The following is a 23685-nucleotide window of genomic DNA, read 5'->3' on the forward strand; positions in this document are numbered from 1 at the left end:
AAGACGCGACGCCGAAAAAGCGTCCGTCGTCGTCGATGGCCTGTCATAGTATGTTGCAACCTGCTCTTGCTCCCCCTAACATGGACCTGCTTCGATAGCCCGCTATCGGACGTTTGAACACGTGTTGGGGGCGGTTTGCGAGAGATGTGGATCTTTGCTGTCCTGGCCGCAAACGAAAAACGTTGCGGGCCACGCGCATTACAGCGCCGCGCGTCTTTTCAGACGCGCAAAGGACATTGCAACATTTTGAATTGCGACAGATGAAGATCGTCGCGCTGTTCTTTCCGAAAGCCTCGATCGGAACCTACCTCGTCGCCATGGCGGTGGCGATCGCATTGCCGATCTTCGCCTTCGTGGCGCTGCTTCTGCTGCAGCTGGAGGACAACCAGCGTTCGACGCTGAAGCGCGAGACGGCCCAGGATGCGCTTGCCCTTTCACGCATCATCGACCGCCAGCTTCAGGACATGGCGACGACCCTGCGGCTGCTTTCGAGTTCGCCCGAGCTTGAAAACGGCAATCTCGCCTCCTTCCACGAGCGCACGGAAACGGCCCTTAGAGACAACACTCTTTTCGTCATTGCCGTCGACCGCACCGGCCAGCAGCTGCTGAACACGCGCCGGGCGTTCGGCACGCCGCTCGGCAAAACGGCGAACATGACATCCCTCGAAGCGGTCATGGCTTCCGGTCGCATCGAGGCATCAGACGTCTTTCGCGGCCGGACCAGCGGCGAATGGGTCTATAACGTCACCCTGCCACGGAAGAATGATCCGGTCGCGGCCCTCATCATCACGCAGGATGCCAAGGATCTGGGCAAGCTCGTGACCACCGAAGGCCTTGCGCCCGGCTGGTCGGCCGCCGTCATCGATGAGAGCGGCCACGTCGTTGCAGCGACCGGCCCTGCCAATCTCGAACCCGGCACGCCCTTCGACCCACGCATTCTACCGGCGCTCACCGTGTCCCGCGGCGTCTTCCAAGACGAGAAGATCCTGCCGCACATGCTCCTCGGTTATGCCCAAATTCCCGGTTGGTCGTGGAAGACGGTGATCTGGGGACCGATCGCCCAGGCTTCGATCCTCAGCACCTGGCGTTTCCTCATCATCGGCGGCGTGGCACTGGTGCTCGTCGCCGTGCTGGCCGCCTATGCCGTCGCACGGCAGGTGCGCACCACCATCCGCGATATCGCCGACATGGCGAACCGCATGGGCGAAGGCCATATCGTCTCACCGGTCGAAACCAGCGTCATCGAGGCGAACCAGGTGGCGATTGCCCTTTCGAATGCCTCTTTCGATCGTAGCCAGACCGAGGACCGGCTGCGTTTCGTCATGCACGAGCTCGTCCACCGCACCAAGAATCTCCTGACGCTTGCCCAGGCAATGATGCGCCAGCTCGCCAAGCAGTCCGACAGCGTCGAGTCCTTCCGCGCCGCCGTCTCCGACCGCCTCGAGGGGTTGGTGCGTTCGATCGAGCTGCTGACCAGCGAGCAATGGGGAGGCGTGTCGCTGCGGCGGGTCGTCGACATCCATCTGCAGGCCTTCCCGCAATCGCGCGAGCAGATCAACATCAGCGGCAAAGACTTCGTGCTGAAGCCGGATGCCGTGCAGAATCTCGGCCTCGCCTTGCATGAACTCGCCACCAATTCGGTGAAATACGGTGCGCTTTCCGTACCGCAAGGCCGTGTCCGCTTCGAGTGGCGCGACGTCAGCGAAGAAGACAAGCCGGATGCCCTGCTTCGCTTCACCTGGGAAGAGCGCGGCGGCCCACCGGTCACCGAGCAGCCATCGCGCTCGGGCTTCGGCACGACCGTTATCAAAGCCCATGCCGCCTCCGCCTTCCGCGGCACGGTCGAGATCGATTTCCGGCCCGAAGGCCTGTTATGGGTGCTGACGGCGCAGCGCGCGACGCTGGAGCGGGACTAAGCCCCGGGAACAATCGCTACCTCCACCCGTTTCGGACAGGTCGTTCCAAAGGAGAAAGACCATGTTCAAGCAAACGATGATCGCAGCCGCGGCGCTGACGGCCACTGCCTGGGCGAGCCCGGCGGGCGCGGAAAACTATGTCACGCTTGGCCGTCTGGTCTGCGGATCGGATGGCGGTCAGGGTCTGATCGTCACCTCGCAGAAGAACCTTATCTGCACCTATACGCCGGCGGCTGGCGGCGCAAAGGCAGTCTATGCCGGCAAAATCGAGAAATTCGGCCTCGATATCGGCCAGACCGGCAAGAGCGTCATGATCTGGCAGGTGCTGGCAAAGACAGGCACGGATATCCCGCAATTCGCCCTTGCCGGCGAATATTACGGGATCGGCGCCGATGCGAGCATCGGTGCAGGCGCCGGCGCCAAGGTCATCGCCGGCGGCACCGACAAGGCCTTCATGCTGCAGCCGTTGAACGTCCAGGCTCAGGAAGGCCTGAACCTGGCGATCGGCGTCGAAAAGATGACACTCGTGCCGGGCGAAACCTGACGAAAGCGGCCGCCCAGCCAAGGCAGACAGCAGTGGCCTGCCGCGTGAACGAAGCAGCCGCCCGAAGGGCGGCTGTATCTGCGTCGATCAGTGCGCGATCGCCTTGTTGATATCCTCGGTCATCTTCTTCGCATCGCCGAGCAGCATCATCGTACCATCCTTGTAGAACAGCGTATTGTCGATGCCGGCATAACCTGAACCGAGCGAGCGTTTGACAAAGAGGCAGGTCTTTGCCCGGTCGACGTCGAGGATCGGCATGCCGTAGATCGGCGAAGTCTTGTCGTCGCGCGCCGCCGGATTGGTGACGTCATTGGCGCCGATGACATAGGCGACGTCGGCCTGGGCGAATTCCGAGTTGATATCCTCGAGCTCGAAAACCTCGTCATAGGGAACATTCGCTTCGGCGAGCAACACGTTCATGTGGCCGGGCATCCGGCCTGCGACCGGGTGGATCGCATATTTCACCTCAACGCCGTTCTTCTTCAGATTGTCGGCAAGTTCGCGCAGCGCATGCTGGGCCTGGGCGACGGCCATGCCGTATCCCGGCACGATGATGACCTTCGATGCGTTGGCCATCAGATAAGCCGCATCCTCGGCCGAGCCGAGCTTGACGGTCTTGTCTGATGTGTCGGGTCCGCCGGACGCCGTCTCGCCGCCGAAACCGCCGAGGATGACGGAGACGAAGGAACGGTTCATGCCCTTGCACATGATGTAGGAGAGGATCGCGCCGGAGGAACCGACGAGCGCGCCGGTGATGATCAGCGCCAGATTGCCGAGCGTGAAGCCGATGCCGGCCGCGGCCCAGCCTGAATCGGAGTTCAGCATCGAGACGACGACGGGCATATCGGCCCCGCCGATCGGCACGATCAGCAGAACGCCGAGCGCCAGCGACAAGGCCACGACGGCCCAGAAGTCGAAATGGCTTTCGGTGGCGGCAAGCCCGATGATGAAGAGCACGATCAGCACCAGCAGGCTCGCATTGATCACATGCCGGTAAGGCAGCAGGATCGGCTTGCCGGACATGCGTCCGTCGAGCTTCAGGAAGGCGATGATCGAACCGGTGAAGGTCAGCGCTCCGATCGCCACGCCGAGCGCCATCTCGATGCGCGCCTCGGTGTGGATCTGGCCGATCTCGCCGATGCCGAAGGAAGCAGGCGTATAGAGCGCGGAAGCCGCGACCAACACGGCGGCAAGGCCGACCAGCGAATGGAACCCGGCGACGAGCTGCGGCATCGAAGTCATGGGGATGGTGCGGGCGACATAGGCGCCGACGCTGCCGCCGATGGCAAGGCCAAGGACGATCAGCACGAAGCCGCCGAAATTCGGTGTGGCCAGCACCAGCGTCGTCAGGATCGCAATCCCCATGCCGATCATGCCGTAGAGGTTGCCCTTGCGGCTGGTGGCCGGATGCGACAGGCCGCGCAGCGCCAGGATGAAGAGCACCCCAGAGACAAGGTAGAGGAAGGCTGCGATATTGGTCATCGGTCCCTCACCGGTCCTTCTTGCGGTACATCGAAAGCATCCGCTGCGTGACGAGGAAACCGCCGACGATGTTCACCGAGACGAGCACGAGGGCGACGAATCCGAAACCGGTCGCAAGCCCGCTGGTCGAGATGCCCACCGCCAGAAGCGCGCCGACGACGATGACGGAGGAGATCGCATTGGTGACGGCCATCAGCGGCGTATGCAGTGCCGGCGTCACCGACCACACGACGTAATAGCCGACGAAGATCGACAATACGAAGATGGCGAGCTGGAAGACGAAAGGATCGATCGCCCCGCCGGTCGCAGCGCTTGCCGCTTCCGGCGCCTGGGCCGCCGCCGTGATGACGGCGGTCACCGCCTGGTCGAGCTGCTCCAGCGCCCTGTCCATTGCTTCACTGGCCATCAGATGTCTCCCTTCTTCGCGCCGCCGAAGGCGGGATGAACCACGTCGCCGGCATAGGTCAGCATCGTCGCCTTGACGAGCTCGTCGTCAAGATTGACGACGACGCTCCGGGTTTCCTTGTTGACCATTGTCTCGAGGAAGGTCACGAGGTTCTTGGCGTAGAGCGCCGAGGCGCTGGCAGCAACCCGGCCCGGCATGTTGGCGAAACCGATCACCCTGACGCCTTCGACATCGGCGATCTCGCCGGGGACGACGCCCTCGATATTGCCGCCGCGCTCGACCGCGAGGTCGATGGCGACCGCACCTGATTTCATCGAGGCGAGCATGGCGCGCGAAACGAGCCGCGGTGCCGCACGACCGGGGATCAGCGCGGTGGTGATGACAATATCCTGCTTGGCGATGTGTTCGGCAATCAGAGCCGCCTGTTTCGCCTGATAGTCGGCGGACATTTCCTTGGCATAGCCGCCGGCCGTTTCCGCCGCCTTGAACTCGTCGTCTTCGACGGCGATGAACTTGGCGCCGAGTGAGGCGACCTGCTCCTTGGCGGCGGGGCGAACATCGGTGGCCGAGACCGCCGCGCCGAGGCGGCGCGCGGTCGCGATCGCCTGAAGACCCGCGACGCCGGCGCCCATGACGAAGACCTTGGCGGCCGGCACGGTGCCGGCCGCCGTCATCATCATCGGCATGGCGCGGTCATAAACCGCGGCCGCCTCGATGACGGCTTGGTAACCGGCGAGATTGGCCTGGGACGACAGCACATCCATAGACTGGGCGCGGGTAATGCGCGGCATCAGTTCCATCGCGAAAGCCGAAAGCCCGGCACTTGCCAAAGCCGCAATCGCTTCGTCATTGCCGTAGGGATCCATAATGGCGATGATCACGGCGCCGCTTTTATAGCCGGAGATTTCCGATCCGCTGGGCCGGCGCACCTTCAACACCACATCCGCGGAGGCTGCATCCGCAAAACTGCCGATCCTGGCGCCCGCGGCCTCGAACTCCCCGTCTGGAATGCGCGAAGCCGCACCGGCACCGGCTTCGACGACGACGTCGAAGCCGAAATTCTTCATCTTCTTCACGGTCTCGGCGGAGGCAGCGACACGTGTCTCCTCGCCCGCAATTTCCCTTGCAACGAAAACGATATTGCCCAACTGCCCCCTCCTCCGGGTCAGCCGGACCGCCGCAGGCTCACCTGCGCGGGCCAAGCACCTCATTCACAAAGCTTCGGAGAAGCTCTCCTCCCCTCAGAGCGCCGTGTGTCCTTTCGGACGCGCAAAGGACGCTCTGACCCTCTGAATCTACGCGATCAGCGGAACAGGAAGATGCCGGCGGCGAGAAGGATGATGAAGACGAAGAGGCCGCCGAGAAGACCGGCGCCGCCGAAGAAACCGGCGGTCATCGCAAGCAGGAGGACGATGAGAAGCATCGAGCCGTATTTCGCGCTGGCGATGAACATGTCGTAGGTCTTTTCATGTTCTTTGTAATCCATCGGCGCGCCGGTCTCGACCGGTCCGGTATGATGTTCGGCCATAAATATCGTCTCCCTGAAATGCCTCTGCGCTGCCTAATTTCCCTCTAGGCGAGGGAAATCCCTACGTGCAGGGATTACACAATGACAGGCGAAAGCGCAATCCATGAGAATGCCGCAGGCACACGCCGCAACTGCCATGTCAGCGGCCCGGAACGTGGCCTGAAGGACGGCCGATTCGCCTGCCTCCGTCGCCACGTCAGCTGCCCTTCACCTCCCCCTCGGGGACAAGGACAAATTATAGCGGCAGGTCGGTGCCGAGTTCGCCTTGCGGCACGAAACGCGCCGTCGGAATGATGGTCAGCGGCGGCAAGGTGTCGTTGGGATTACGCGAAAACATCATGCGTTGCTCGCTGGCGCTGGAGATGAAGAAGGGATAGCGCGTCAACAGCTTCCGCCCGACCTCGATCACATTCGTCGCCATCAGCGTCATGTCGATCCCGTAATTCTTCGCCAGCCGGCCCGGCACAACTGTATCGGCATAGAAGACCCGCTTGTAGAAGGCCGCATGCGGAGGCCGAACGAACTGAAGAACGCGGTCCGCACGGAAATACGCCGCCGCCACGATGGTGGGCCTCAGCGTCAGATAGGGCACCCACGGCAGATCGGCGGTAAGCTCGGGGTCGGCGGCAAAACGTGCCGGATCGATCAAGGTCAACCCGGCATCCAGAAGTTCATCCATCGCCTCGGGGAAGGCGCCACCGGACTGACTGAGGCGATGTTCGGGTGTCACATAATGAACCCGGATCGTACTGACCAGTTCCCCATAATAATACAGACCGAAAATATAGGCGTGGCTGTCGAAATCGCTGTCGTCCAGCAGCCCTTTCGGGGCGAGCGCCAGCACGTCATGGGCCTTGTAAGCCTTGTAGCGCAACCGTTCCACCTGCTCCATGTCTTCGCTGCTTTCGACGCGGCGATACTCGACATGATCCAAAACTTCCAAAATTTTTGTGCTGAAATCACTACGCTTGAACAGTGTCTCTGACATTTCTCGATCCGCTCGTTAACGGATCATTAATCATACGCCAGCGAAATTTAGGCAAGGAAATCCGATAATTTCCGTAGTTTTTAAAGTGTTAAGGTTAACGCGGCGCGCGCTCTTCAGGGGAAAACTGGCCGTCGCAGAGCGCTCAGGCGACCTTGTTGCGGCGGCGTTGCACGACGCGGCGGCCGATGCCCTGCTGCAACAGCGGGATATTCTGCGAAGGCACCGGCGGCGAGAAAACATAGCCCTGAACAAGATCGGCGCTGCGGTGCTTGTTGAGCAGCGCGAGCTGCTCCTCGGTTTCGACGCCTTCGATGACGATCTTCAGGCCCAGTTCGCGGGCGAGATGGACCGTGCCGCGCAGCAGCTTGAGGCGGCGGTTATCCTCGACGATGTTGCGCACGAAGGAGCGATCGATCTTGACGATATCGAGCGGCAGCGTGTCGAGATAGCTGAGGCTGGAGAAGCCGGTACCGAAATCGTCGATAGCGATGGTGATGCCGCGGGCCCTGAGCTCCGCCAGGATGGCGCGCACGGCCGCCGGCTCGTCGATCAGGCAGCTTTCGGTGACTTCGAGATGTAGCCGCGCCGCGTCGAGGCCGGAATGAGCAAGCGCTTCGGCGACCACCGAGACAATATCGGCATCGCGCAGGTCCCGCGCCGAGAGGTTGACCGAGACGGCGATATGCTCCGGCCAGTTCATGCATTCGCTGCACGCCTTGAACAGGACGAAGCGGGTAATGTCGGAGATGATGCCCATATCCTCGGCGAGCCGGATGAAGACGTCGGGCGGGATCGAGCCCTTCTCCGGATGCACCCAGCGCGCCAACGCCTCGGCGCATTCGATCCGCGAGCCGTCTGCCCGGAACATCGGCTGGAAGGCGAGATGCAGCGCCTGCGCCGAGACCGCGTCGCGCAGATCCGCCTTCAGCTTCTGCTGCTCGATATAGCGGCCATCCATCTCCCGCTCGAAGCCGGAAATGCCGCCCTTGAAGCGCGACTTGCTTTCGAACAGCGCAAGATCAGCCTTGACGCTCCATTCGTCCATCGCAAACGCGGCACTTTCGAGGATCGCGTAGCCGGCGCTGAGCGAAACGAGGAAGGTCAGTTCGTCGACCGCGTAATTGCCCTGGATTGCGGCGTGCACGCGGCGGATCTCGATATCGAGCGAAGCCGGCTCCTTGGCATGCGGGAAGAACAGGATGAACTGGTCTCCCATCAACCGGCCGAGGATGGCATTGCCGGAGGCCTGCTTGATGCGGGCGGCGATGGCGCAGAGCAGATGGTCGCCCGTGACGTGGCCGCGCATGTCGTTGACATGTTTGAACTCGTCGATATCGAGGACCATGAAGCCGAGCGGCCCGGACTTCCTCTGATGCTTGGCGAGATACTCCTGCACCAGCTGCCCGAAATATTCTCGGTTCGGCAGGCCGGTCAACGCATCGAAGCGGACCATGTGCATGATCTTCTGCTCTGCCTTCACCCGGCTCGACACGTCCTCGAAGATCAGCACCGCGCCGCCGTCTGCCCTTCGGCTGGCCGAGAATTCGAGCGACAGGCCCTCGGGGAAATGAATGAGCGTGCGCGACAGGTTACCTTCGGCGACCTGGGTGAGCTGGCGCAGAATGAGCTCCGGCTGTGAGGCGTCCATGAAGCTGTAGCGCGCGCCGTAGCGCAGCACGGCGCCGAGGTCGCGGTCCTTCAACCGCTCCGGCGCACCGATCTTCAGAAGCTCGCAGGCTTTGCGATTGACGACCTGGATACGGTTTTCGGCATCGACCATGACCAGGCCATGCGGCATGTTGTTGAGCGCCGTATCGAAGCGGTCGGCGATGATGGTGATTTCCCGGCGCGCGATGACATTCTCATAGAGGAACTCGCGGACGCCGTTCGCCATGGCCCGCGTCGTCAGCCAGAAGGGAATGAGGAAGATCGACAGCAGGCCACGATAAAAATCCAGCGCCAACAGGCTGCAGACGATCATCGGCAGACAGCAGGAGAAGGTCTGGAGGTCGACCGCCAGGCGCGAACCGTAATTGCGGCCGACAACGGAAACCATGGTCGCCATGGTGACGGCAATGCAGGCAAGTTCCGCAAAGGAATCATGCACGACGAAGATGGCGTAGCCGCTGGCGATGCCAAGCAGGGCGGTAGTGCAGGCCGCACCGGCAACCAGGATCCGCTCCCAACGCTCGATTCCAGCGTGCGACAGGCTCTCCTTGTCGACGCGGTCGAATTGCCGGAAGACGACCATGCGAATGCAGAAGACCAGGAGGAAGGCGGCTGCCAGCAGGATGTAGACGAAGGACTGCGTCTTGGCAGCAACGGCAAGGCAGGTCGCGACATGGACGATCACGCCAGCAAGCAGCGTCATGCGGTTCCCGGAAAGGGAGCTCACAAACGACAGATACACATCTAAAGGGACCCTGTTCGGGTTATCTGGCTTCATCCACACTTTCCCTGTGCGCGGGAATTCTAAGCCCAACCCTTTAAAAATTGATTTCAATGGAATCAAACATTTGGTCAAATTTTCTAAAACCATAGGGTGAACCGCACAGCCTACGCGCGTTAATGCAGCCTGCTGGCGAGATTATTGAAATAATTTATCCACGCCTGGGTTGTTGAAATATTCGACGGCCATACGGCCCGGCCAGCGCGTCTAAGACTATGCTCCAACGCGAGGCATTTATCCTTCCAATTTCAAAGGCCGTGGTCTACATCGATTGCAAGAGGGAAAGCTGCCGGAAAACCGGCGGGACAAGAACAAGGGGAGGCGCATGTCGGTACTTCTGGCAGCAAGCCGGCTGATCGACTCGATCAGTCAGTTCATGGGCAAACTTGCCGAATATATGGTGCTGTTCTGCTGTATGATCAGCGCCGGAAACGCCATCGTCCGCTATGCCTTCAACTACAGTTCGAACGGCTGGCTTGAGATCCAGTGGTATCTCTTCGCCTTCGTCGTCATGCTCGGCGCCTCGCATGCGCTGCGCAACAACGAACATGTCCGCGTCGACCTGATTTACGGTTCGGTTTCCGACAGGGCGAAGATCTGGATCGACATCGTCGGCCTCATCCTCTTCCTGCTTCCCGCATGCGTCTATCTGACCTGGCTGTGCTGGCCCTTCTTCACGCTCTCTTACCATCAGGGGGAAATATCGGGCAATGCCGGCGGGCTGATCCGCTGGCCCGTCAAGCTGATCCTTGTCGCCGGTTTCGCGCTGCTCTCTCTTCAGGGCGTCTCGGAACTGGTCAAGCGGATCGCAGCGCTCACCGGCCACATCACCATCGACACGACATACGAAAAGCCGCTGCAGTAACGCCGGCTGGGAGAAGCGGATTTGTTTGATTTCGGTATCATTCCTCCGGCCATGTTCCTGGGCATGGTCATCTTCATGCTCTACGGCTTTCCGGTCGCCTTTTCGCTCGCCGCCGTCGGCCTGTTTTTCGCCATCGTCGGCATCGCCACCGGCCATTTCGGCGAGGTCTTCCTGCAGGCTCTGCCGCTGCGCTTTTTCGGTATTCTTTCCAACGACCTCCTGCTCGCCATCCCCTTCTTCACCTTCATGGGCGCGGTGTTGGAGCGCTGCGGGCTGGCAGAGGACCTGCTCGAAGGCACCGGCAAACTCTTCGGTGGCATACCCGGGGGCCTCGCCTATGCGGTCATCCTCGTCGGTGCCGTGCTCGGAGCGATCACCGGCACGGTGGCCGCTTCCGTCATCACCATGGGGGTGATCTCGCTGCCGATCATGCTGCGCTATGGCTACAATCCGCGCCTTGCCACCGGCGTCATCGCCGCCTCGGGCACGATCACTCAGGTGATCCCGCCCTCGCTCGTGCTCGTCGTTCTTGCCGATCAGCTCGGCAAGTCGGTCGGTGACATGTATCTCGGCGCGATCGGCCCCTCGATCCTGCAGGTGACGATCTTCGTGCTCTTCATCCTGGTGTTGTCGATCGTCCGGCCGAAATCGATGCCGCCGCTGCCCAAGGAGGTGCGCGGCGACTTCAACTGGGCGCTGCTCGTGAAGGTGCTGATGGGCATGGTGCCCTCGATCGTGCTGATTTTCCTCGTGCTCGGCACGATCTTCATGGGCCTTGCGACGCCAACCGAAGCAGGCGCGCTCGGCGTCGTCGGCGCCATGCTGCTCGCCGCTATGAATCGCCGCCTCACCTGGCCGCTGATCCGCGAGGCCATGGCATCGACCACGCACATCACATCCATGGTGGTGATGATCCTGATCGGCTCCACCTGTTTCAGCCTGGTCTTCCAGGGCATGGACGGCTCGCGCTGGATCGAGCACATGCTGTCGGGCATTCCCGGCGGCCCGGTTGGTTTCCTGATCTTCGTCAACATCTTCATCTTCGTGCTCGCCTTCTTCCTCGATTTCTTCGAGATCGCCTTCATCGTCATCCCGATGCTCGCTCCCGTCGCCTCCAGTCTCGGCATCGACCTGATCTGGTTCGGCGTCCTGATCTGCGTCAACATGCAGACGAGCTTCATGCATCCGCCCTTCGGCTTCGCGCTCTTCTATCTGCGCTCGATCGCCAGCAAGGACGTCAAGACCTCGGATATTTACATGGGTGCGCTCCCCTGGGTCGGCATGCAGCTGATCCTGGTGGCGATCGTGATCTTCTGGCCGCAATCGGTAACCTATTGGCTGGATCACGGTCCGAAGGTCGACCCGAACTCGATCAAGATCGAAGTCCCGGGCTTCGGCGGCCAGCTCGGCCTGCCGCCGCTGGGCGGTGGCAATGGCTCACCGCAGATCCCCGGCCTGACCCTGCCGCCACTGAACGGCCTGCCGGGAGCACCGCCGCCACCGGCGAAATAGTCCAGCAAAAACAGAACCCCGGACGGAAATCCGGGGTTCTGGTATCGCATTCGTCTAAAGCGCCGAGTCTGCCGGCGGAAAGCCTTAAAGCTTCCCGGCCCGCTGCTGGATCATCATGAACGTATCGAAGGTGTACTCCGACAGCTGCATCCAGAGATAGGCATCCCGCTTGAAGGCGGTCTGGTCGTCGTAGATCTTCTTGAAATACTGGTTCGTGCCCGAAATTTCGCTGTAGATGCCCGTCGCCGCCTGGAAGCAGGCTTCCATGATCTCCTGACTGAACGGGCGCAGCGTCGCACCTTCCGCGACCAGCTGCTTCAGCGCGGTCGGGTTCTTCGTGTCGTACTTCGCCAGCATGTTGGTGTTGGCGAAAGCGCAAGCGTCGGTCAGCGCTGCCTGATAATGCTTGGGCAGGCTGCTCCATTTTTCGAGATTGAAGAACCCGTGCACCGTCGGGCCACCTTCCCACCAGCCCGGATAATAGTAGTACTTCGCCACCTTGTGGAAGCCGAGCTTCAGGTCGTCATAGGGGCCGACGAATTCCGCCGCATCGATCGTGCCTTTTTCCAGCGCCGGATAGATGTCGCCGCCGGCGATCTGCTGCGGGATGACGCCGACCTTCTCCATGACGCGGCCGGCGAGACCGGCAATGCGCATCTTGACGCCCTTGAGGTCATCGAGCGTGTTGATTTCCTTGCGGAACCAGCCGCCCATCTGCGCACCGGTATTGCCTGCCGGCAGCGCATACATGCCCTGCGTGGCATAAAATTCGTTCATCAGCTTATTGCCGTTGCCTTCATAGTACCAGGCATTGGTCAGGCGGCTGTTCAGCCCGAACGGAATGGCCGTTCCGATGGCGTAAGTCGGGTCCTTGCCGACGAAATAATAGGAGGTGGTATGGGCTGCCTCGACCGTACCGGCGGCAACGGCATCGACAGCCTGCAAACCCGGCACGATTTCACCGGCCGCAAAGGGCTGGATCGTGAAATTGCCATCTGTCGCCGCGGCAACATGCTTGGCGATATCCTCGGCTCCGCCATAGATCGTATCCAAGCTCTTCGGAAACGACGATGTCAAGCGCCACGCGATCTTCGGATTCTCCTGCGCGATCGCAGGCGCTGCCAATGCCGTTGCGGCGACCGCACCGGCGCTGGCGGTTCCCGCCTTCTTGAAAAACGAACGACGATCCATCAAAAACCTCCCATATAGATGACACTGCGCGGCCAATCTCACCCCTACCCGCAGCAAGGGCAAAGCTAAGCATGGCGCAAGCCGCGATTCAAGCTTTAGTCTATTAGCCTTTGGCATCAAGACGGCAATAAGGCAACGCGCACGTATCCATCAGAATCAGCGGCTTAGCGGCAAACCGGAAAGGCAGGGCGCCGCTTCCGTCGCAATTTGGCCACCTGATACAGCCAAGCGTTGACTTGACGGCCGTTCAGGCGGAAGAAACGACGACAATAAAGATTTTCACCGGGGCTGATATGACGAAACCGATCGTTGCCATTCCTGCCGATATCCGTAGCTTCGACGGCGCGACCTGGCATGCCGTGCAGCATCAATATCTGCGCGCCGCATTGAACGCATCCGGTGTCATGGCCTTCATCATCCCCGCTTTCGAGGAGGGCTACGATACCGACGCGATCCTCGACCGCGTCGACGGTCTGCTTGTCTCCGGTTCGGCCAGCAATGTTCATCCCTTGCTCTACGGTGCCGAGGCGAATGACAAGGACGGCCCCTTCGACCCCGCCCGCGACGCCACCAGCCTGCCGCTCATCCGCCGCGCCATCGACCGCGCCATCCCGCTGCTCGCCATCTGCCGCGGCATCCAGGAGCTGAATGTCGCCCTCGGCGGCTCGCTGGCAAGCGAGATCCAGGAGCAGCCCGGCAACTGGGACCATCGCCGGCCGGAAGGTGTCGACCGGGACGGCATGTACGCCATTCGCCAGACCGTCCACGTCAAGGAAGGTTCCTGCATCGCAGGCATTCTCGGCCCAGGCGAGATCCGCGTGAATTCCCTGCACCGCCAGGCGATCGCCAGGACCGCCCCGCGCCTGCAGGTGGAAGCGATCGCCGAGGACGGCACGGTGGAGGCCGTTTCCGTTATCGACGCCAAGGCTTTCGCCGTCGGCGTGCAATGGCATCCGGAATATTGGGCTGAAACCGACAAGTCCTCGAACCAGCTGTTCGCCGCTTTCGGCGACGCCGTCCGCAGCTATGCTGCGGCCAAGCTGCCGATCAGACCCGCGCAGGCGATTGCCTGACAGCGCGGTGCCGGCGAGCGACCAGACCCGCCGGGCGTTGAACCGCGTCGATCAATGGTGATCGTCGTCCTCGTCATCATGCTCGTGCTTGAGCCAGGTGCAGAGCTCCGCCGGCAGCAGTTTCTCATAGGCATCGTCGCTGCCGACGAACTCCCCAAGATCCTTGACGCTGACGAAGCCGACATTCGGAAATTGCTCTGCCGCGCTGCGCAGGAAGTCGAAGCGTTCGTCGCCAACGCCGACCATGACGTAGTAGATCTGCGATTCGGCGTGCTCGGCCTTCTGCAGCAACGTCCAGGCCGCATCCCGGTCGGCATTCTCGCCATCCGTGAGAAAGTAGTTGATCGCCGGAACACCCGAACGTGTCTCCTCGCCGAATGTATCGCGGCTCATGCCGAAGATCATGCCGAGCAGGCCGCCAGCCGCCTCCTCTTCCATCAAACCATATGTCATCAGGTTCGAGCGGATGACTGGGCCGTAATCGGTGCCACCCCAGAGCACGGTTTTCAGCTTATTATTGCTGATGATCTCGCGCTCGACGTAACCTTCGTAATTTTTCGCTGTAGCCGGCGCGAGCGATGCCATCTTCTCCTGATTGGAGAACACCCAGGTATCGATACGCCCGTCATCATCGAAATAGAGAGCGACGGGAAGAATACGCTCGAGCGCCGCCTGTACCGCACCGGATTTGAAAAGGTCGCTCATCGAGCCCGAGACATCGATGTTGAGGCCGACCTGCGCCGGAATGCGCTCGTGAATGCCCTGTTTCTGAAGGACGAAGCCGACGCGGCGAACTTCTTCCTCGGGCTTGTGCAGCTTGAATGTCGTCATGGGTCATCCCTCCGATTTGAGTTTTCCTAGAATACGCGCGTGAATGCCGCGCAACGGCGCTCCGGCGCCGGCCTGCGCTGGTGATTGAGCGGTTCGCGCCGCCGTCAGCGCCGCGGAATAGGCCGCATGCCACGCCGGCAGCTCCTCCTGCAACAGGCCTTCTGCAGCGTGTCCCAATGCATCGACGTGTCGTGCAACGGCAGCAACCGTCCGCGTGCTCACCTCGATCGTGGCTTTCGTGGCCGCGAGACTGACAGTCCTCGTCTCGATCGCTTCGGCTTGCGAGGCGTAATGGGCCTGCCGCTCGTGATCGGACAGTTGGAGCCCGCTGACGTAATGAACGAGGAAACGCCCCGCCAGGATATGGGCCGCCAGATTGCGGTCGAGCGTCGCATAGCCTTTGCCGACCGCGCGCAACCCTTTCGCGATGATGACAATCTCGGGCGCAAGCGCATCGAGCTCTTTCGCCAAGGCCTGCACTTCAGGGTAAAGCTGCGAAAACAGGCCGGCAGGATCGCGCGGCGCCGCCAGCGCTTTGATCGCCCTCAGAACGCCGCCGCGAACGGCAAAGACGCGGTCAGGGTCGAGATCGCCGAGACGCTGGAGCAGCTCGGCACTCAGGCGCTTTCCACGCGCCAACACTTCGCTGTCGACAAGGGCGAGTTCGCTTTCGGCAAGCCTGCCATGCTCTGTCTGGAGGCTGGCGCCGAAGCGCACGACGTCGTCGAAATGATGGTCGTCGAGATTGGTCCCGTCAACGATGCGCAACGCCATTGACGCAAGCGATGCCGCAGCGTTGGCGTCGATCTCCAGAAGCGCCGCCACGCTGCAGGGAATGCGCCGGCGAACTTCGCCGGCCGCAAGAACGCGGGGTGTGTCGCCTTTGAGTGTCGGGGCTTGCGGCGAACCAAACAGGATTCTCGGTTCAGCAGGCGGCCGGGAAGGAGCGGCAATCTCAGGCGATGCGCTTTCCGGAAAAAGCACCTTTGGCAACCGGCCCGGCTGCTTTTCCGGTGGTCCATCTGCCTCGCCGCTTGTCAATTGAGGCTCCCGCTCAGCCGAAATAGGCTTGAATGACGTCGCCAAGTCCGGCGTTCGATCCCGCGCCGACGGCATGGAATCGCCAGGATCCATCCGGCTGTTTCAGAAAGGAAGCCACCTGTATCGTCGTCTTGCCGGCAAACTCGGCCGTAAGCTGATAGCGGCAGAGCTCGTCGTCCATCGCATCGCAAACTTCGATATAGGCGTTCTTGACCTTGCCGAAATCCTGTCTCTTGCGCTCGGCATCATGGATCGTCGCCCAGACGGCAAGCTCCGAGACCTCCCCCGGCAGCTTCGCCAGCACGATCTTGAACTCCTCGCGGAAACCCTCGTCATGGTGACCGCCGCCATGGTCGTCTTCGTCACCGTCATCGTCCGGTTCTGACCTTTTTATCAGGCCGCCACGTCCGGTCCGGTCATCGCGTTCGTGCCACATCGAGCCGTCATCCGTCTGGAAGGAGCCGTCGGCGTTCTTGATGAGCGAGCCTTCCGGATTGCCGGAACTGCGCACGAAAGCATAACACAGCGCATGCGAGCCTTCATTGTAGAGCCGCGCACGGTTGGCATCGCCGCCGGGATGGACCAGCGCAAAACAATGCACATCGAGATCGAAGGCCGGGCCTGAACCTTCGGGCGGATCCCAGACAAGTCCCGAATGGACGAGCTGGATTTCCTTCTGGATCTGAAATGACTGACCCTTGTTGAGCTTGAAGGTTGCCATGCGCTGTATTTCTCCTGAAGTCTCAGATCGGGCGATCGGTCACGATTTGGCGCGCTTGCTCGAGCTTGACGCGGGCGGCGGCATAACGCTCCTTGTTTCGCTCGCCTTCGGCGACCACCTTGTCGGCGATATTACGCAGCCGCTGCGCGGTGCTAAGCACGAGATCGGCATCGGCAAGCCGGGTCTCCCCGGCAGCCTTGACTGAAGTGACCGAGACATCCTCGAGCACCTCGGATCCATATTGGTGAAGCGATGCGCGCAGTTCGCGCCGCATGGCATTCATCTGCTGGATCGACTGCATCTGGAAGAGTGCGTGCAGCCGGATCAGGATCGACTTGATGTCGTTGAATTCTGCATTGGCCGAGGTTACCGTATCCGCAAGGGTCGAAAGCGCCGCACCTCGGGCAATACCGATCGAGTCGAGATCGGCCGGCGCCTTGGCATAGGCGGTTTCGAGAACGAGGACCCGGTTCTGGAAGATATCGAGCTTCTGCGAGAAATCACGGGCTTCCTGCACCTTGAGCGGATCGCCGGAGGCTGCCTCGTTGGTCAACCGGTCAAGTTCGTGGCCGGCATCGGCAAGAATACGTCGACCGGCCTCGACGAAGACGCCGAGAGACACGATCGTATCGCGATACCCCTGCGCCAGCGTGCTCATGCGTGACACCTCGAGGATAAGCTTGCCACTCTCCTCCTCGATCTGCACCTCCATCGGCTTGACGAGATCACCGAGGGACTTGGCCTTGCTTTGCAGCATGCCGCGAACCTCGTCCGTCACCGTCTTCAGGCGTTTGGCCGGGTCACCAAGGCCGACAGCGATCAGCAGGCGCTCCAGGAAACTGCCCTTCAGCTTTTCCCGGATACTTGCCTCGAGCCCTTTGAGATCGGCGTCGTTGATGCCGTCCCGGATCGTCCGGAACAATTCGAACAGCACCGGCGACTGCGCATTGGTAATCTGCGAAAGGATGGCATCGAGCTTGGCGCCGAAACCGCCGATGGCCTCCTGGCCGAAGGTAATCAAAGTATGCGGCTCCGCCGTTGCCAGCCGGTACCGCTCTGCAAGCTCGCTGACCTCGCCGGCTTTCTCAGGCGGAAGAATAACCGTCACGACCGCCGGCAGACTGCCGGTCGAAATCGCCGGCATCAGACCCTGGCCGGTCTCGAGGCTCGTCGTGTTCGACGCACTTGGCTCCGACATGCCGTCAATTCCTTTTCTTCGGCTAGCCTGTCGACGCGGCTCCAAGCCGTACGGAAGGTTGCGAACATAAGTTGTAAAAATCGGCGAGAATGTAACCGAAGGGATCGTGCCGAGCAACATATCGTCCAACAACAACAGTCGATTGACAGAGCCGGTATCGGCATCAAAGACCTGAAGCATATCGCATGAATCAAGTTCTATCCGACGCACCTAAGCCTTCTGCGGCGTCTCCGGCACCGGCGTCAGCGCCGCACCCTTCTCGAACCAGGCGATGAGATTGTCGGCGACGAGATCGGCCATCGCATTGCGTGTCGGCACGGACGCGGAGGCGACGTGCGGCAGCAGCACGGCATTGGTCGGCTCAAACAGGTCGGCCGGCACCGTGGGCTCTTCATAGAAGACGTCCAGACCGGCAGCACCGAGCGCGCCGGAAGCAAGCGCGGCACTCAGCGCCTCCTCGTCCACCGTCCAGCCGCGGCCGACATTGACGAGAATGCCGTTTGGGCCGAGTGCTGCCAGAATATCGGCATCGATCGTCTTGTGCGTCTGCGGCGTCTTCGGAACGATGGCGATCAGCGTATCCACCGCTTCCACCAGCCCCTTCAACGTCGGGTGATAATCGTAGGACACATCGGCATGGCGTGAACGCGTGTGATAACTGATCTTCACCTTGAACGGCTCCAGCCGCTTGGCGATTTCGAGTCCGATGCGGCCAAGGCCATAAAGCCCGACATGGCGACCCTTGAGCGAGAAGCGCGACAGCGGATAGGCCGTGCCCGGCTTCCAGTTGCCCGCACGCAACCAAGCTTCGGCCCGCGGCAGTTCGCGAACCGTGTTCAGCAGCAGGCCGATCGCCGTATCGGCGACCTCGTCGTTCAGCACATCAGGCGTATTGGTGACGACGATGCCTTTTTCTGCGGCGCGTTTCACGTCGATGCCGTCATAACCGACACCGAAATTGGCGATCACTTCAGCATGCGGCAGCTGGTCCATCCAGGCGCCCGGGAAGGAACCGGAAACGGCGACGCCGCGGATGCGGCCGGCGGTCTCGCTGTCCAGCGCAAGCTTCTCCTCGCGTGCGACGGCAATAATCTCAAAACGATCCTTCAGCCTTTCGAGAACACGCTCGTGTATCTTCCCGGGAACGAGAATGGCGATGCGGGACATGGCTTTTCCTCTTGGATGGCGGTCGTGGTTCAGGCGCGGGGCCGATGGGGACTGGTGGACTGGCGAATGCGCATTTCCGGCTTGATCAGATGCATGCCATCTGGCTCATGGCTGCCGGCAAGGCGATCGAGCAGCGCCCGGGCGGCCAGGCGGCCGACCTCGGCCTGACCGTTCCAGACAGTCGTCAGCGCCGGGGTGGCGATCGAGGCCTCCTCGAGATCGTCATAACCGGTGACGGAAATATCGCGTCCCGGCACCAGGCCGGCGCGCGCAATGCCGTTCATCAGGCCGATCGCCACAAGATCGTTCCAGCAGACGGCTGCGGTCGGCTTCTGCGGCAGCGAAAGGAAATGCACTGCAGCCTCGAAACCGCCCTGTTTCGAGCGCGGGCCGGGAATACGCAGGTTCGGATCGACCTCGATGCCGGCCTTGCGCAGCGAATTGACATAACCCTGGTAGCGATCGCGGCCGGTGGATGTCTGGTCCGTGCCGCCGATCATGGCGATCGAGCGATGACCGAGGCCGATCAGGTGGTTGGTGGCGAGCGAGATGCCGTAGCTGTCGTCGCCGCGATAGGTCGGCAGGTCCTGCCCTTCCATCGAGCGGGCGACCAGGATCGCCGGCATGCCGTTCTCTTCCGCCAGCTGCACGTCCTCAGGCGGCGTACCGATCGCCGGCGACATGATGACGCCGTCGCCGCCGAGCTGCAGGAGCGTCTCGATGAAGGTGCGCTGCTTTTCGACATTGTCGTAGTGGTTGGAAAGGATGAAGGTGTGGCGGCTGCGGTCGAGCTCGCTTTCGATCGCCTTCAGGATCTCCCCATAGAAGGGGTTCATGATGTCGTGCACGACGACGCCGATGATGCCGGAGCGCGAGGTGCGAAGGCTGGCGGCACGGCGATTGTAGATATAGCCGAGCGCGCGGGCCTGTTCCTTGATCTTCTCCCGGGTATTGCCGGCGACGAGCGGACTGTCGCGTAAGGCAAGCGATACGGTCGCCGTTGAAATGCCGAGCGTTTCGGCGATTGTCGAAAGCTTGATCTTCTGGACCACGTGTCCTCCTCCAGGCAGCACGCAAGCAACAAGACCCCGCCGTCAAACCGGCGCGGCCCTTAAAATGTTTAATTAAAAGATTTAATCGGTGGAAGCAATTCGTCTTTCGGGGAAATTTCAGTCTTCGTCCGGTTCTTCGATAGGAATGGCTTCGGCCTGCAGATTGGCATCGATCGCCTTCAGCAGGCGGACGAGATTGCGGATTTCCTTCTCGGAGAACTCCTGCGTCGCCAGCATGTCGCAGGCCGAAGCCGCCATCTCGATCCCCTGAACGCTGCCACGGCCGAGGTCGGTGAGATAGACTTTGGTGAGGCGTGCATCCTCGGCATCGGGCTTGCGCTCGAGAAAGCCCTGCGCCTCCATGCGGCCGATCGTGCGCGTCATCGTCGGCGCCTTGACGCCGAGCTTCTGGGCGAGGCCGCCTGCCGTCAAGCCGTCACTTTCGGCAAGCGAGAGGATGACACCGTCCTGGCCGGCATAGAGGCCGCTTTCAAGCAGGTTGCGCGAGAGCACCGTCCGCATGGAACGCGCCGCCTGGGTCAGAGCCGGGGAGAGATCGACGAGCGTATACTCGGTCTGGTCCTTCTTCTTGGACTTGTTTTTTTTGCCGTCCTTGTGCTTCTTTCCCATAGCCATCCCTTTGATCTTTAAGCCCCGACGCCACTGCGATATGACATTGCCCAGGATCTCGTCATAAACAAGAGGCAACGACCGGATGATGACACCTTCGCCGCGCTTCGAGGACAGCAGTCCGACCTTTGCACCTGACGGGCGCCATCTGATCGCCGTGTTGCCGCTCGGCGCACATGAACAGCACGGCCCTCACCTGCCCTTCGAAACCGACACTCTGATTGCCGAAGGCATCGCCGGGCGATTGAAGATAGCCTTGCCCGCCGGCCTGCCGGTCACCTTCCTGCCCGCCGAATCCATCGGCTATTCCATAGAGCACATGGATGTTGAAGGAACGAAGACGCTTGCCTTCGACGAAGCGGTAAACCGCTGGCTCGGCATCGCCGAAGGCCTGGCGAAGCAGGGCATCCGCAAATTCGTGATGCTGAACGCCCATGGCGGCAATTCGCCCGTCATATCAGTCGTCGCGACCGAGGCGCGGGTCCGCTTTGCCATGCTGGCGGTGGCGACGAGCTGGACCCGTTTCGGCGTGCCGGACGGCGTGGTCACGTCGGAGGAAAAGGCGATCGGCATCCATGGCGGCGATATCGAGACCTCGGTTATGCTGGCACTTCATCCCGATAAGGTTGATATGGCGAAGGCGGCAGACTTCCCCTCGCGACAGACGGAATTCGCCGAGCGTTTCAAGCATCTGCGCGCCTACGGGCCGCACGCCTTCGGCTGGAAGATGTCGGACCTTAATGCCGAAGGCGTGGCAGGCAACGCCGCAGCTGCGACGGCGCAAAAGGGTGAGGCGCTGATTACCCATGCGGTCAAGGGACTGGTGGAACTGCTGGAGGATGTCGATGCATTTGACGTCACTCAGCTGCGGTAAATATGGCACATCTGCGCCGCGCAAACGATGTGATCTTATAACATTATAAAACCCTTTGAACTGCCACGCTCAAGCCATTATATGAGACCAACCGTTCAAGCAGCCGATCCCAAGCCGCCCGGCCGCACGCCTAATCCTAGAGGTTCTCATGACCGACGCGATCTCCACCCTGAAGCCCATTCCCGTTACCGTGCTCACCGGTTATCTCGGCGCCGGCAAGACGACGTTGCTCAACCGCATTCTCTCCGAAAATCACGGCAAGAAATATGCGGTCATCGTCAATGAATTCGGCGAAATCGGCATCGACAACGACCTGATCGTCGAGTCGGACGAAGAAATCTACGAGATGAACAATGGCTGCGTCTGTTGCACGGTGCGCGGCGACCTGATCCGCGTCGTCGAAGGCCTTATGCGCCGTCCCGGCCGCTTCGACGGCATCATTGTCGAGACGACCGGCCTTGCCGATCCGGTGCCGGTCGCCCAGACCTTCTTCATGGATGACGACGTGCGAGCCAAGACCGAGCTCGACGCCGTCGTCGCCCTCGTCGATGCCAAGCACCTGCCGCTGCGCCTGAAGGACAGCCGCGAGGCCGAGGACCAGATCGCCTTCGCCGATGTCGTCATCATCAACAAGAGCGACCTCGTGACCCCGGAAGAACTTGATGTGATCGAGGATATCGTCCGCGCCATCAACCCGGCCGCCCGCGTCTACAAGACCAGCCGCTCGGGCGTCGATCTCGCTCGCGTGCTCGATCAGGGCGCCTTCAACCTGGAGCGCGCGCTCGAAAACGATCCGCATTTCCTTGAGCAGGGCCATGACGACCATGTCTGCGGCCCCGATTGCGATCACGACCACCACCATCATGACCATGACCATCACCACGATCACCACCATGGCGCGATGTCGGCGATCCACGATGTAACGGTGCAGTCGGTGTCGCTGCGCGGCGGCGAGATGAACCCGGAGCGCTTCTTCCCCTGGATCCAGAAGATCACCCAGACGCAGGGGCCTAATATTCTGCGTCTCAAGGGCATCATCGCCTTCAAGGACGATCCCGAGCGTTACGTCGTTCAGGGCGTGCACATGATCATCGAGGGCGATCACCAGCGGCCGTGGAAGGAAGGCGAAAAGCACGAGAGCCGTCTCGTCTTCATCGGCCGCGAACTCGACCGCGAGAAGCTCGAAGCCTCCTTCAAGGCCTGCGGGGCAGCCGCCTGATGCCGACAGTTGCACCGCTTGATCTCGACGGCCACGTTCTGGCCGTCGAATTTTTAGGTGATGTTCCCTTCTTCGCAAGCGCAAACGGTACTTTCCACCGGCTGGAAGGCGGCGACAGGGTTTCCGAAGCCCACCAGGGCATGCTCACCGCCATTCGTGATCCCTACAGCGAGAGCCTGATATCGGGCGGCGAGGACGGCAAGGTGCTGCGCATTGCCGCCGACGGCAGCGTCAGCGAAATCGCGACCGCGCCGCGCAAGTGGATTTCGCAGGTCGCAGCCGGCCCGCAGGGTGCCGTTGCCTATTCCTACGGCAAGAGTTCGCTCGTGCGCCTTGCCGATGGCACGACCAAGGAATTCCCCGAGGAGCGCACGGTCGAAGGCCTTGCCTTTGCACCGAAGGGCCTGCGCATCGCGGCGGCGCGCTACAACGGCGTGTCGCTGCACTGGATCGGCATGAACGCCAAGCCGGTCGATCTGGAATGGAAGGGTGCGCATACCGGCGTCACCTTCTCGCCGGATGGTAATTTCCTCGTCACCTCGATGCAGGAAAACGCACTGCACGGCTGGAAGCTCGACATCAAGCCCGGCACCGAAGCCCGCCACATGCGCATGACCGGCTACCCCTCCAAGGTGAAATCGCTCTCCTGGTCGGTCAAGGGCAAGTGGCTCGCGTCTTCAGGCGCGCCTGCGGCAATCGTCTGGCCCTTCCAGGGCAAGGACGGGCCGATGGGCAAGGCGCCGCTGGAGCTCGGCACTCGCGCCAATATCATGGCGACCGCGGTGAAGTTCCATCCGCTCGAGGATATCCTCGCCATCGGCTTCATCGACGGCATGATCTTGGCCGTGCGCATCGCCGACAGCAAGGAAGCGCTGCTGCGCCGACCCGGCAAGGGCGCAATCACGGCGATGAGCTGGAGCAAAAACGGTAAGCTGCTCGCCTTCGGCTCCGAGGCCGGCGACTGCGGCGTCATCGATATTGCGGCCTGAGCCTCGCTG

The 23685-nt window shown here is 61.5% G+C and carries 22 protein-coding genes; 8 read left to right on the plus strand and 14 right to left on the minus strand.

The window, feature by feature from the left end; all coding sequences use genetic code 11:
- Positions 1-260: 260 nt before the first annotated feature.
- Together J3P73_RS21360 and J3P73_RS21365 are read left to right on the plus strand one after the other, a co-directional pair.
- A complete protein-coding gene (locus J3P73_RS21360; protein WP_018072769.1) occupies positions 261-1916 on the plus strand; it encodes a sensor histidine kinase in 1656 nt (551 codons plus the stop codon).
- Positions 1917-1977: 61 nt separating this feature from the next.
- Positions 1978-2460: a DUF992 domain-containing protein gene (locus J3P73_RS21365; RefSeq protein WP_018072768.1), complete on the plus strand. Its 483-nt coding sequence runs from the start codon at positions 1978-1980 to the stop codon at positions 2458-2460.
- Between the two features lie 87 nt (positions 2461-2547).
- On the opposite strand, the gene J3P73_RS21370 is transcribed toward J3P73_RS21365, so the two are convergent.
- The 6 genes from J3P73_RS21370 to J3P73_RS21395 all read right to left on the minus strand — a co-directional run bounded on the left by J3P73_RS21370 (position 2548) and on the right by J3P73_RS21395 (position 9310).
- Entirely contained in the window at positions 2548-3942 is a 1395-nt protein-coding gene (locus J3P73_RS21370) for an NAD(P)(+) transhydrogenase (Re/Si-specific) subunit beta (protein WP_207579697.1), read from the minus strand.
- A gap of 7 nt (positions 3943-3949) precedes the next feature.
- Entirely contained in the window at positions 3950-4348 is a 399-nt protein-coding gene (locus J3P73_RS21375) for a proton-translocating transhydrogenase family protein (RefSeq protein WP_130662247.1), read from the minus strand.
- Positions 4348-5496, minus strand: coding sequence for a Re/Si-specific NAD(P)(+) transhydrogenase subunit alpha (locus J3P73_RS21380; protein WP_024322305.1), 1149 nt, complete (start codon positions 5494-5496; stop codon positions 4348-4350). The genes J3P73_RS21375 and J3P73_RS21380 overlap by 1 nt, the downstream gene beginning before the upstream one ends.
- 155 nt (positions 5497-5651) lie before the next feature.
- The gene (locus J3P73_RS21385; RefSeq protein ID WP_003552834.1) at positions 5652-5876 is read right to left on the minus strand and encodes an aa3-type cytochrome c oxidase subunit IV; all 225 of its coding nucleotides are present in this window, start codon (positions 5874-5876) and stop codon (positions 5652-5654) included.
- Between the two features lie 235 nt (positions 5877-6111).
- Positions 6112-6864 carry an N-acyl amino acid synthase FeeM domain-containing protein gene (locus tag J3P73_RS21390; protein ID WP_003542957.1) on the minus strand — a complete coding sequence of 251 codons (753 nt, stop codon included), beginning with the start codon at positions 6862-6864 and terminating at the stop codon, positions 6112-6114.
- A gap of 142 nt (positions 6865-7006) precedes the next feature.
- On the minus strand, positions 7007-9310 hold the full coding sequence (locus tag J3P73_RS21395; RefSeq protein WP_130675769.1) for a putative bifunctional diguanylate cyclase/phosphodiesterase: 2304 nt from the start codon (positions 9308-9310) through the stop codon (positions 7007-7009).
- A gap of 328 nt (positions 9311-9638) precedes the next feature.
- Between J3P73_RS21395 and J3P73_RS21400 the strand changes: the two genes are divergently transcribed.
- Positions 9639-10178 (plus strand): TRAP transporter small permease subunit, encoded by a 540-nt coding sequence (locus J3P73_RS21400; RefSeq protein ID WP_018497531.1) that lies wholly within the window; start codon positions 9639-9641, stop codon positions 10176-10178.
- A gap of 21 nt (positions 10179-10199) precedes the next feature.
- On the plus strand, positions 10200-11690 hold the full coding sequence (locus J3P73_RS21405) for a TRAP transporter large permease (RefSeq protein WP_130692738.1): 1491 nt from the start codon (positions 10200-10202) through the stop codon (positions 11688-11690).
- An 84-nt stretch (positions 11691-11774) separates the two neighbouring features.
- On the opposite strand, the gene J3P73_RS21410 is transcribed toward J3P73_RS21405, so the two are convergent.
- Positions 11775-12881 (minus strand): TRAP transporter substrate-binding protein, encoded by a 1107-nt coding sequence (locus J3P73_RS21410; protein WP_018072760.1) that lies wholly within the window; start codon positions 12879-12881, stop codon positions 11775-11777.
- A gap of 293 nt (positions 12882-13174) precedes the next feature.
- Here J3P73_RS21410 and J3P73_RS21415 point away from each other — a divergent pair, with 293 nt between their 5' ends.
- Entirely contained in the window at positions 13175-13954 is a 780-nt protein-coding gene (locus J3P73_RS21415; RefSeq protein ID WP_130665113.1) for a gamma-glutamyl-gamma-aminobutyrate hydrolase family protein, read from the plus strand.
- Positions 13955-14005: 51 nt separating this feature from the next.
- Here J3P73_RS21415 and J3P73_RS21420 read toward each other — a convergent pair whose 3' ends face one another.
- The 7 genes from J3P73_RS21420 to J3P73_RS21450 form a co-directional block, all read right to left on the minus strand.
- Entirely contained in the window at positions 14006-14785 is a 780-nt protein-coding gene (locus tag J3P73_RS21420; RefSeq protein ID WP_018072758.1) for a VWA domain-containing protein, read from the minus strand.
- A 3-nt stretch (positions 14786-14788) separates the two neighbouring features.
- Positions 14789-15826 carry a hypothetical protein gene (locus tag J3P73_RS21425; RefSeq protein WP_130692740.1) on the minus strand — a complete coding sequence of 346 codons (1038 nt, stop codon included), beginning with the start codon at positions 15824-15826 and terminating at the stop codon, positions 14789-14791.
- Between the two features lie 13 nt (positions 15827-15839).
- The gene (locus tag J3P73_RS21430) at positions 15840-16547 is read right to left on the minus strand and encodes a TerD family protein (protein WP_018072756.1); all 708 of its coding nucleotides are present in this window, start codon (positions 16545-16547) and stop codon (positions 15840-15842) included.
- Positions 16548-16569: 22 nt separating this feature from the next.
- Entirely contained in the window at positions 16570-17745 is a 1176-nt protein-coding gene (locus tag J3P73_RS21435; RefSeq protein ID WP_207579698.1) for a Toxic anion resistance protein (TelA), read from the minus strand.
- Between the two features lie 210 nt (positions 17746-17955).
- Entirely contained in the window at positions 17956-18912 is a 957-nt protein-coding gene (locus J3P73_RS21440) for a 2-hydroxyacid dehydrogenase (RefSeq protein WP_130692744.1), read from the minus strand.
- Positions 18913-18941: 29 nt separating this feature from the next.
- Positions 18942-19964 carry a LacI family DNA-binding transcriptional regulator gene (locus J3P73_RS21445; protein ID WP_024322297.1) on the minus strand — a complete coding sequence of 341 codons (1023 nt, stop codon included), beginning with the start codon at positions 19962-19964 and terminating at the stop codon, positions 18942-18944.
- 117 nt (positions 19965-20081) lie between these two features.
- Complete coding sequence (locus J3P73_RS21450) at positions 20082-20594, minus strand: MarR family winged helix-turn-helix transcriptional regulator (protein ID WP_075224429.1); 513 nt, start codon at positions 20592-20594, stop codon at positions 20082-20084.
- An 85-nt stretch (positions 20595-20679) separates the two neighbouring features.
- Here J3P73_RS21450 and J3P73_RS21455 point away from each other — a divergent pair, with 85 nt between their 5' ends.
- The 3 genes from J3P73_RS21455 (at position 20680) to J3P73_RS21465 (ending at position 23676) form a co-directional block, all read left to right on the plus strand.
- On the plus strand, positions 20680-21468 hold the full coding sequence (locus tag J3P73_RS21455; protein WP_075224430.1) for a creatininase family protein: 789 nt from the start codon (positions 20680-20682) through the stop codon (positions 21466-21468).
- Between the two features lie 148 nt (positions 21469-21616).
- A complete protein-coding gene (locus tag J3P73_RS21460; RefSeq protein WP_075224431.1) occupies positions 21617-22687 on the plus strand; it encodes a CobW family GTP-binding protein in 1071 nt (356 codons plus the stop codon).
- Positions 22687-23676, plus strand: a complete 990-nt coding sequence (locus J3P73_RS21465) for a WD40 repeat domain-containing protein (protein ID WP_075224432.1) — start codon at positions 22687-22689, stop codon at positions 23674-23676. Before J3P73_RS21460 ends, J3P73_RS21465 begins: the two co-directional genes overlap by 1 nt.
- The last annotated feature ends 9 nt before the right edge of the window (positions 23677-23685 follow it).

Source organism: Rhizobium ruizarguesonis (assembly GCF_017357285.1).
Taxonomy (GTDB): domain Bacteria; phylum Pseudomonadota; class Alphaproteobacteria; order Rhizobiales; family Rhizobiaceae; genus Rhizobium; species Rhizobium ruizarguesonis.

Excerpts from the sequence above, each read along its gene's own strand:
- J3P73_RS21360 (WP_018072769.1), top strand. The coding sequence starts at position 261 with ATGAAGATCGTCGCGCTGTTCTTTCCGAAAGCCTCGATCGGAACCTAC.
- J3P73_RS21365 (WP_018072768.1), top strand. The coding sequence starts at position 1,978 with ATGTTCAAGCAAACGATGATCGCAGCCGCGGCGCTGACGGCCACTGCC.
- J3P73_RS21370 (WP_207579697.1), bottom strand. The coding sequence starts at position 3,942 with ATGACCAATATCGCAGCCTTCCTCTACCTTGTCTCTGGGGTGCTCTTC.
- J3P73_RS21375 (WP_130662247.1), bottom strand. The coding sequence starts at position 4,348 with ATGGCCAGTGAAGCAATGGACAGGGCGCTGGAGCAGCTCGACCAGGCG.
- J3P73_RS21385 (WP_003552834.1), bottom strand. The coding sequence starts at position 5,876 with ATGGCCGAACATCATACCGGACCGGTCGAGACCGGCGCGCCGATGGAT.
- J3P73_RS21390 (WP_003542957.1), bottom strand. The coding sequence starts at position 6,864 with ATGTCAGAGACACTGTTCAAGCGTAGTGATTTCAGCACAAAAATTTTG.
- J3P73_RS21395 (WP_130675769.1), bottom strand. The coding sequence starts at position 9,310 with ATGAAGCCAGATAACCCGAACAGGGTCCCTTTAGATGTGTATCTGTCG.
- J3P73_RS21400 (WP_018497531.1), top strand. The coding sequence starts at position 9,639 with ATGTCGGTACTTCTGGCAGCAAGCCGGCTGATCGACTCGATCAGTCAG.
- J3P73_RS21410 (WP_018072760.1), bottom strand. The coding sequence starts at position 12,881 with ATGGATCGTCGTTCGTTTTTCAAGAAGGCGGGAACCGCCAGCGCCGGT.
- J3P73_RS21415 (WP_130665113.1), top strand. The coding sequence starts at position 13,175 with ATGACGAAACCGATCGTTGCCATTCCTGCCGATATCCGTAGCTTCGAC.
- J3P73_RS21420 (WP_018072758.1), bottom strand. The coding sequence starts at position 14,785 with ATGACGACATTCAAGCTGCACAAGCCCGAGGAAGAAGTTCGCCGCGTC.
- J3P73_RS21430 (WP_018072756.1), bottom strand. The coding sequence starts at position 16,547 with ATGGCAACCTTCAAGCTCAACAAGGGTCAGTCATTTCAGATCCAGAAG.
- J3P73_RS21435 (WP_207579698.1), bottom strand. The coding sequence starts at position 17,745 with ATGTCGGAGCCAAGTGCGTCGAACACGACGAGCCTCGAGACCGGCCAG.
- J3P73_RS21440 (WP_130692744.1), bottom strand. The coding sequence starts at position 18,912 with ATGTCCCGCATCGCCATTCTCGTTCCCGGGAAGATACACGAGCGTGTT.
- J3P73_RS21450 (WP_075224429.1), bottom strand. The coding sequence starts at position 20,594 with ATGGGAAAGAAGCACAAGGACGGCAAAAAAAACAAGTCCAAGAAGAAG.
- J3P73_RS21455 (WP_075224430.1), top strand. The coding sequence starts at position 20,680 with ATGATGACACCTTCGCCGCGCTTCGAGGACAGCAGTCCGACCTTTGCA.
- J3P73_RS21460 (WP_075224431.1), top strand. The coding sequence starts at position 21,617 with ATGACCGACGCGATCTCCACCCTGAAGCCCATTCCCGTTACCGTGCTC.
- J3P73_RS21465 (WP_075224432.1), top strand. The coding sequence starts at position 22,687 with ATGCCGACAGTTGCACCGCTTGATCTCGACGGCCACGTTCTGGCCGTC.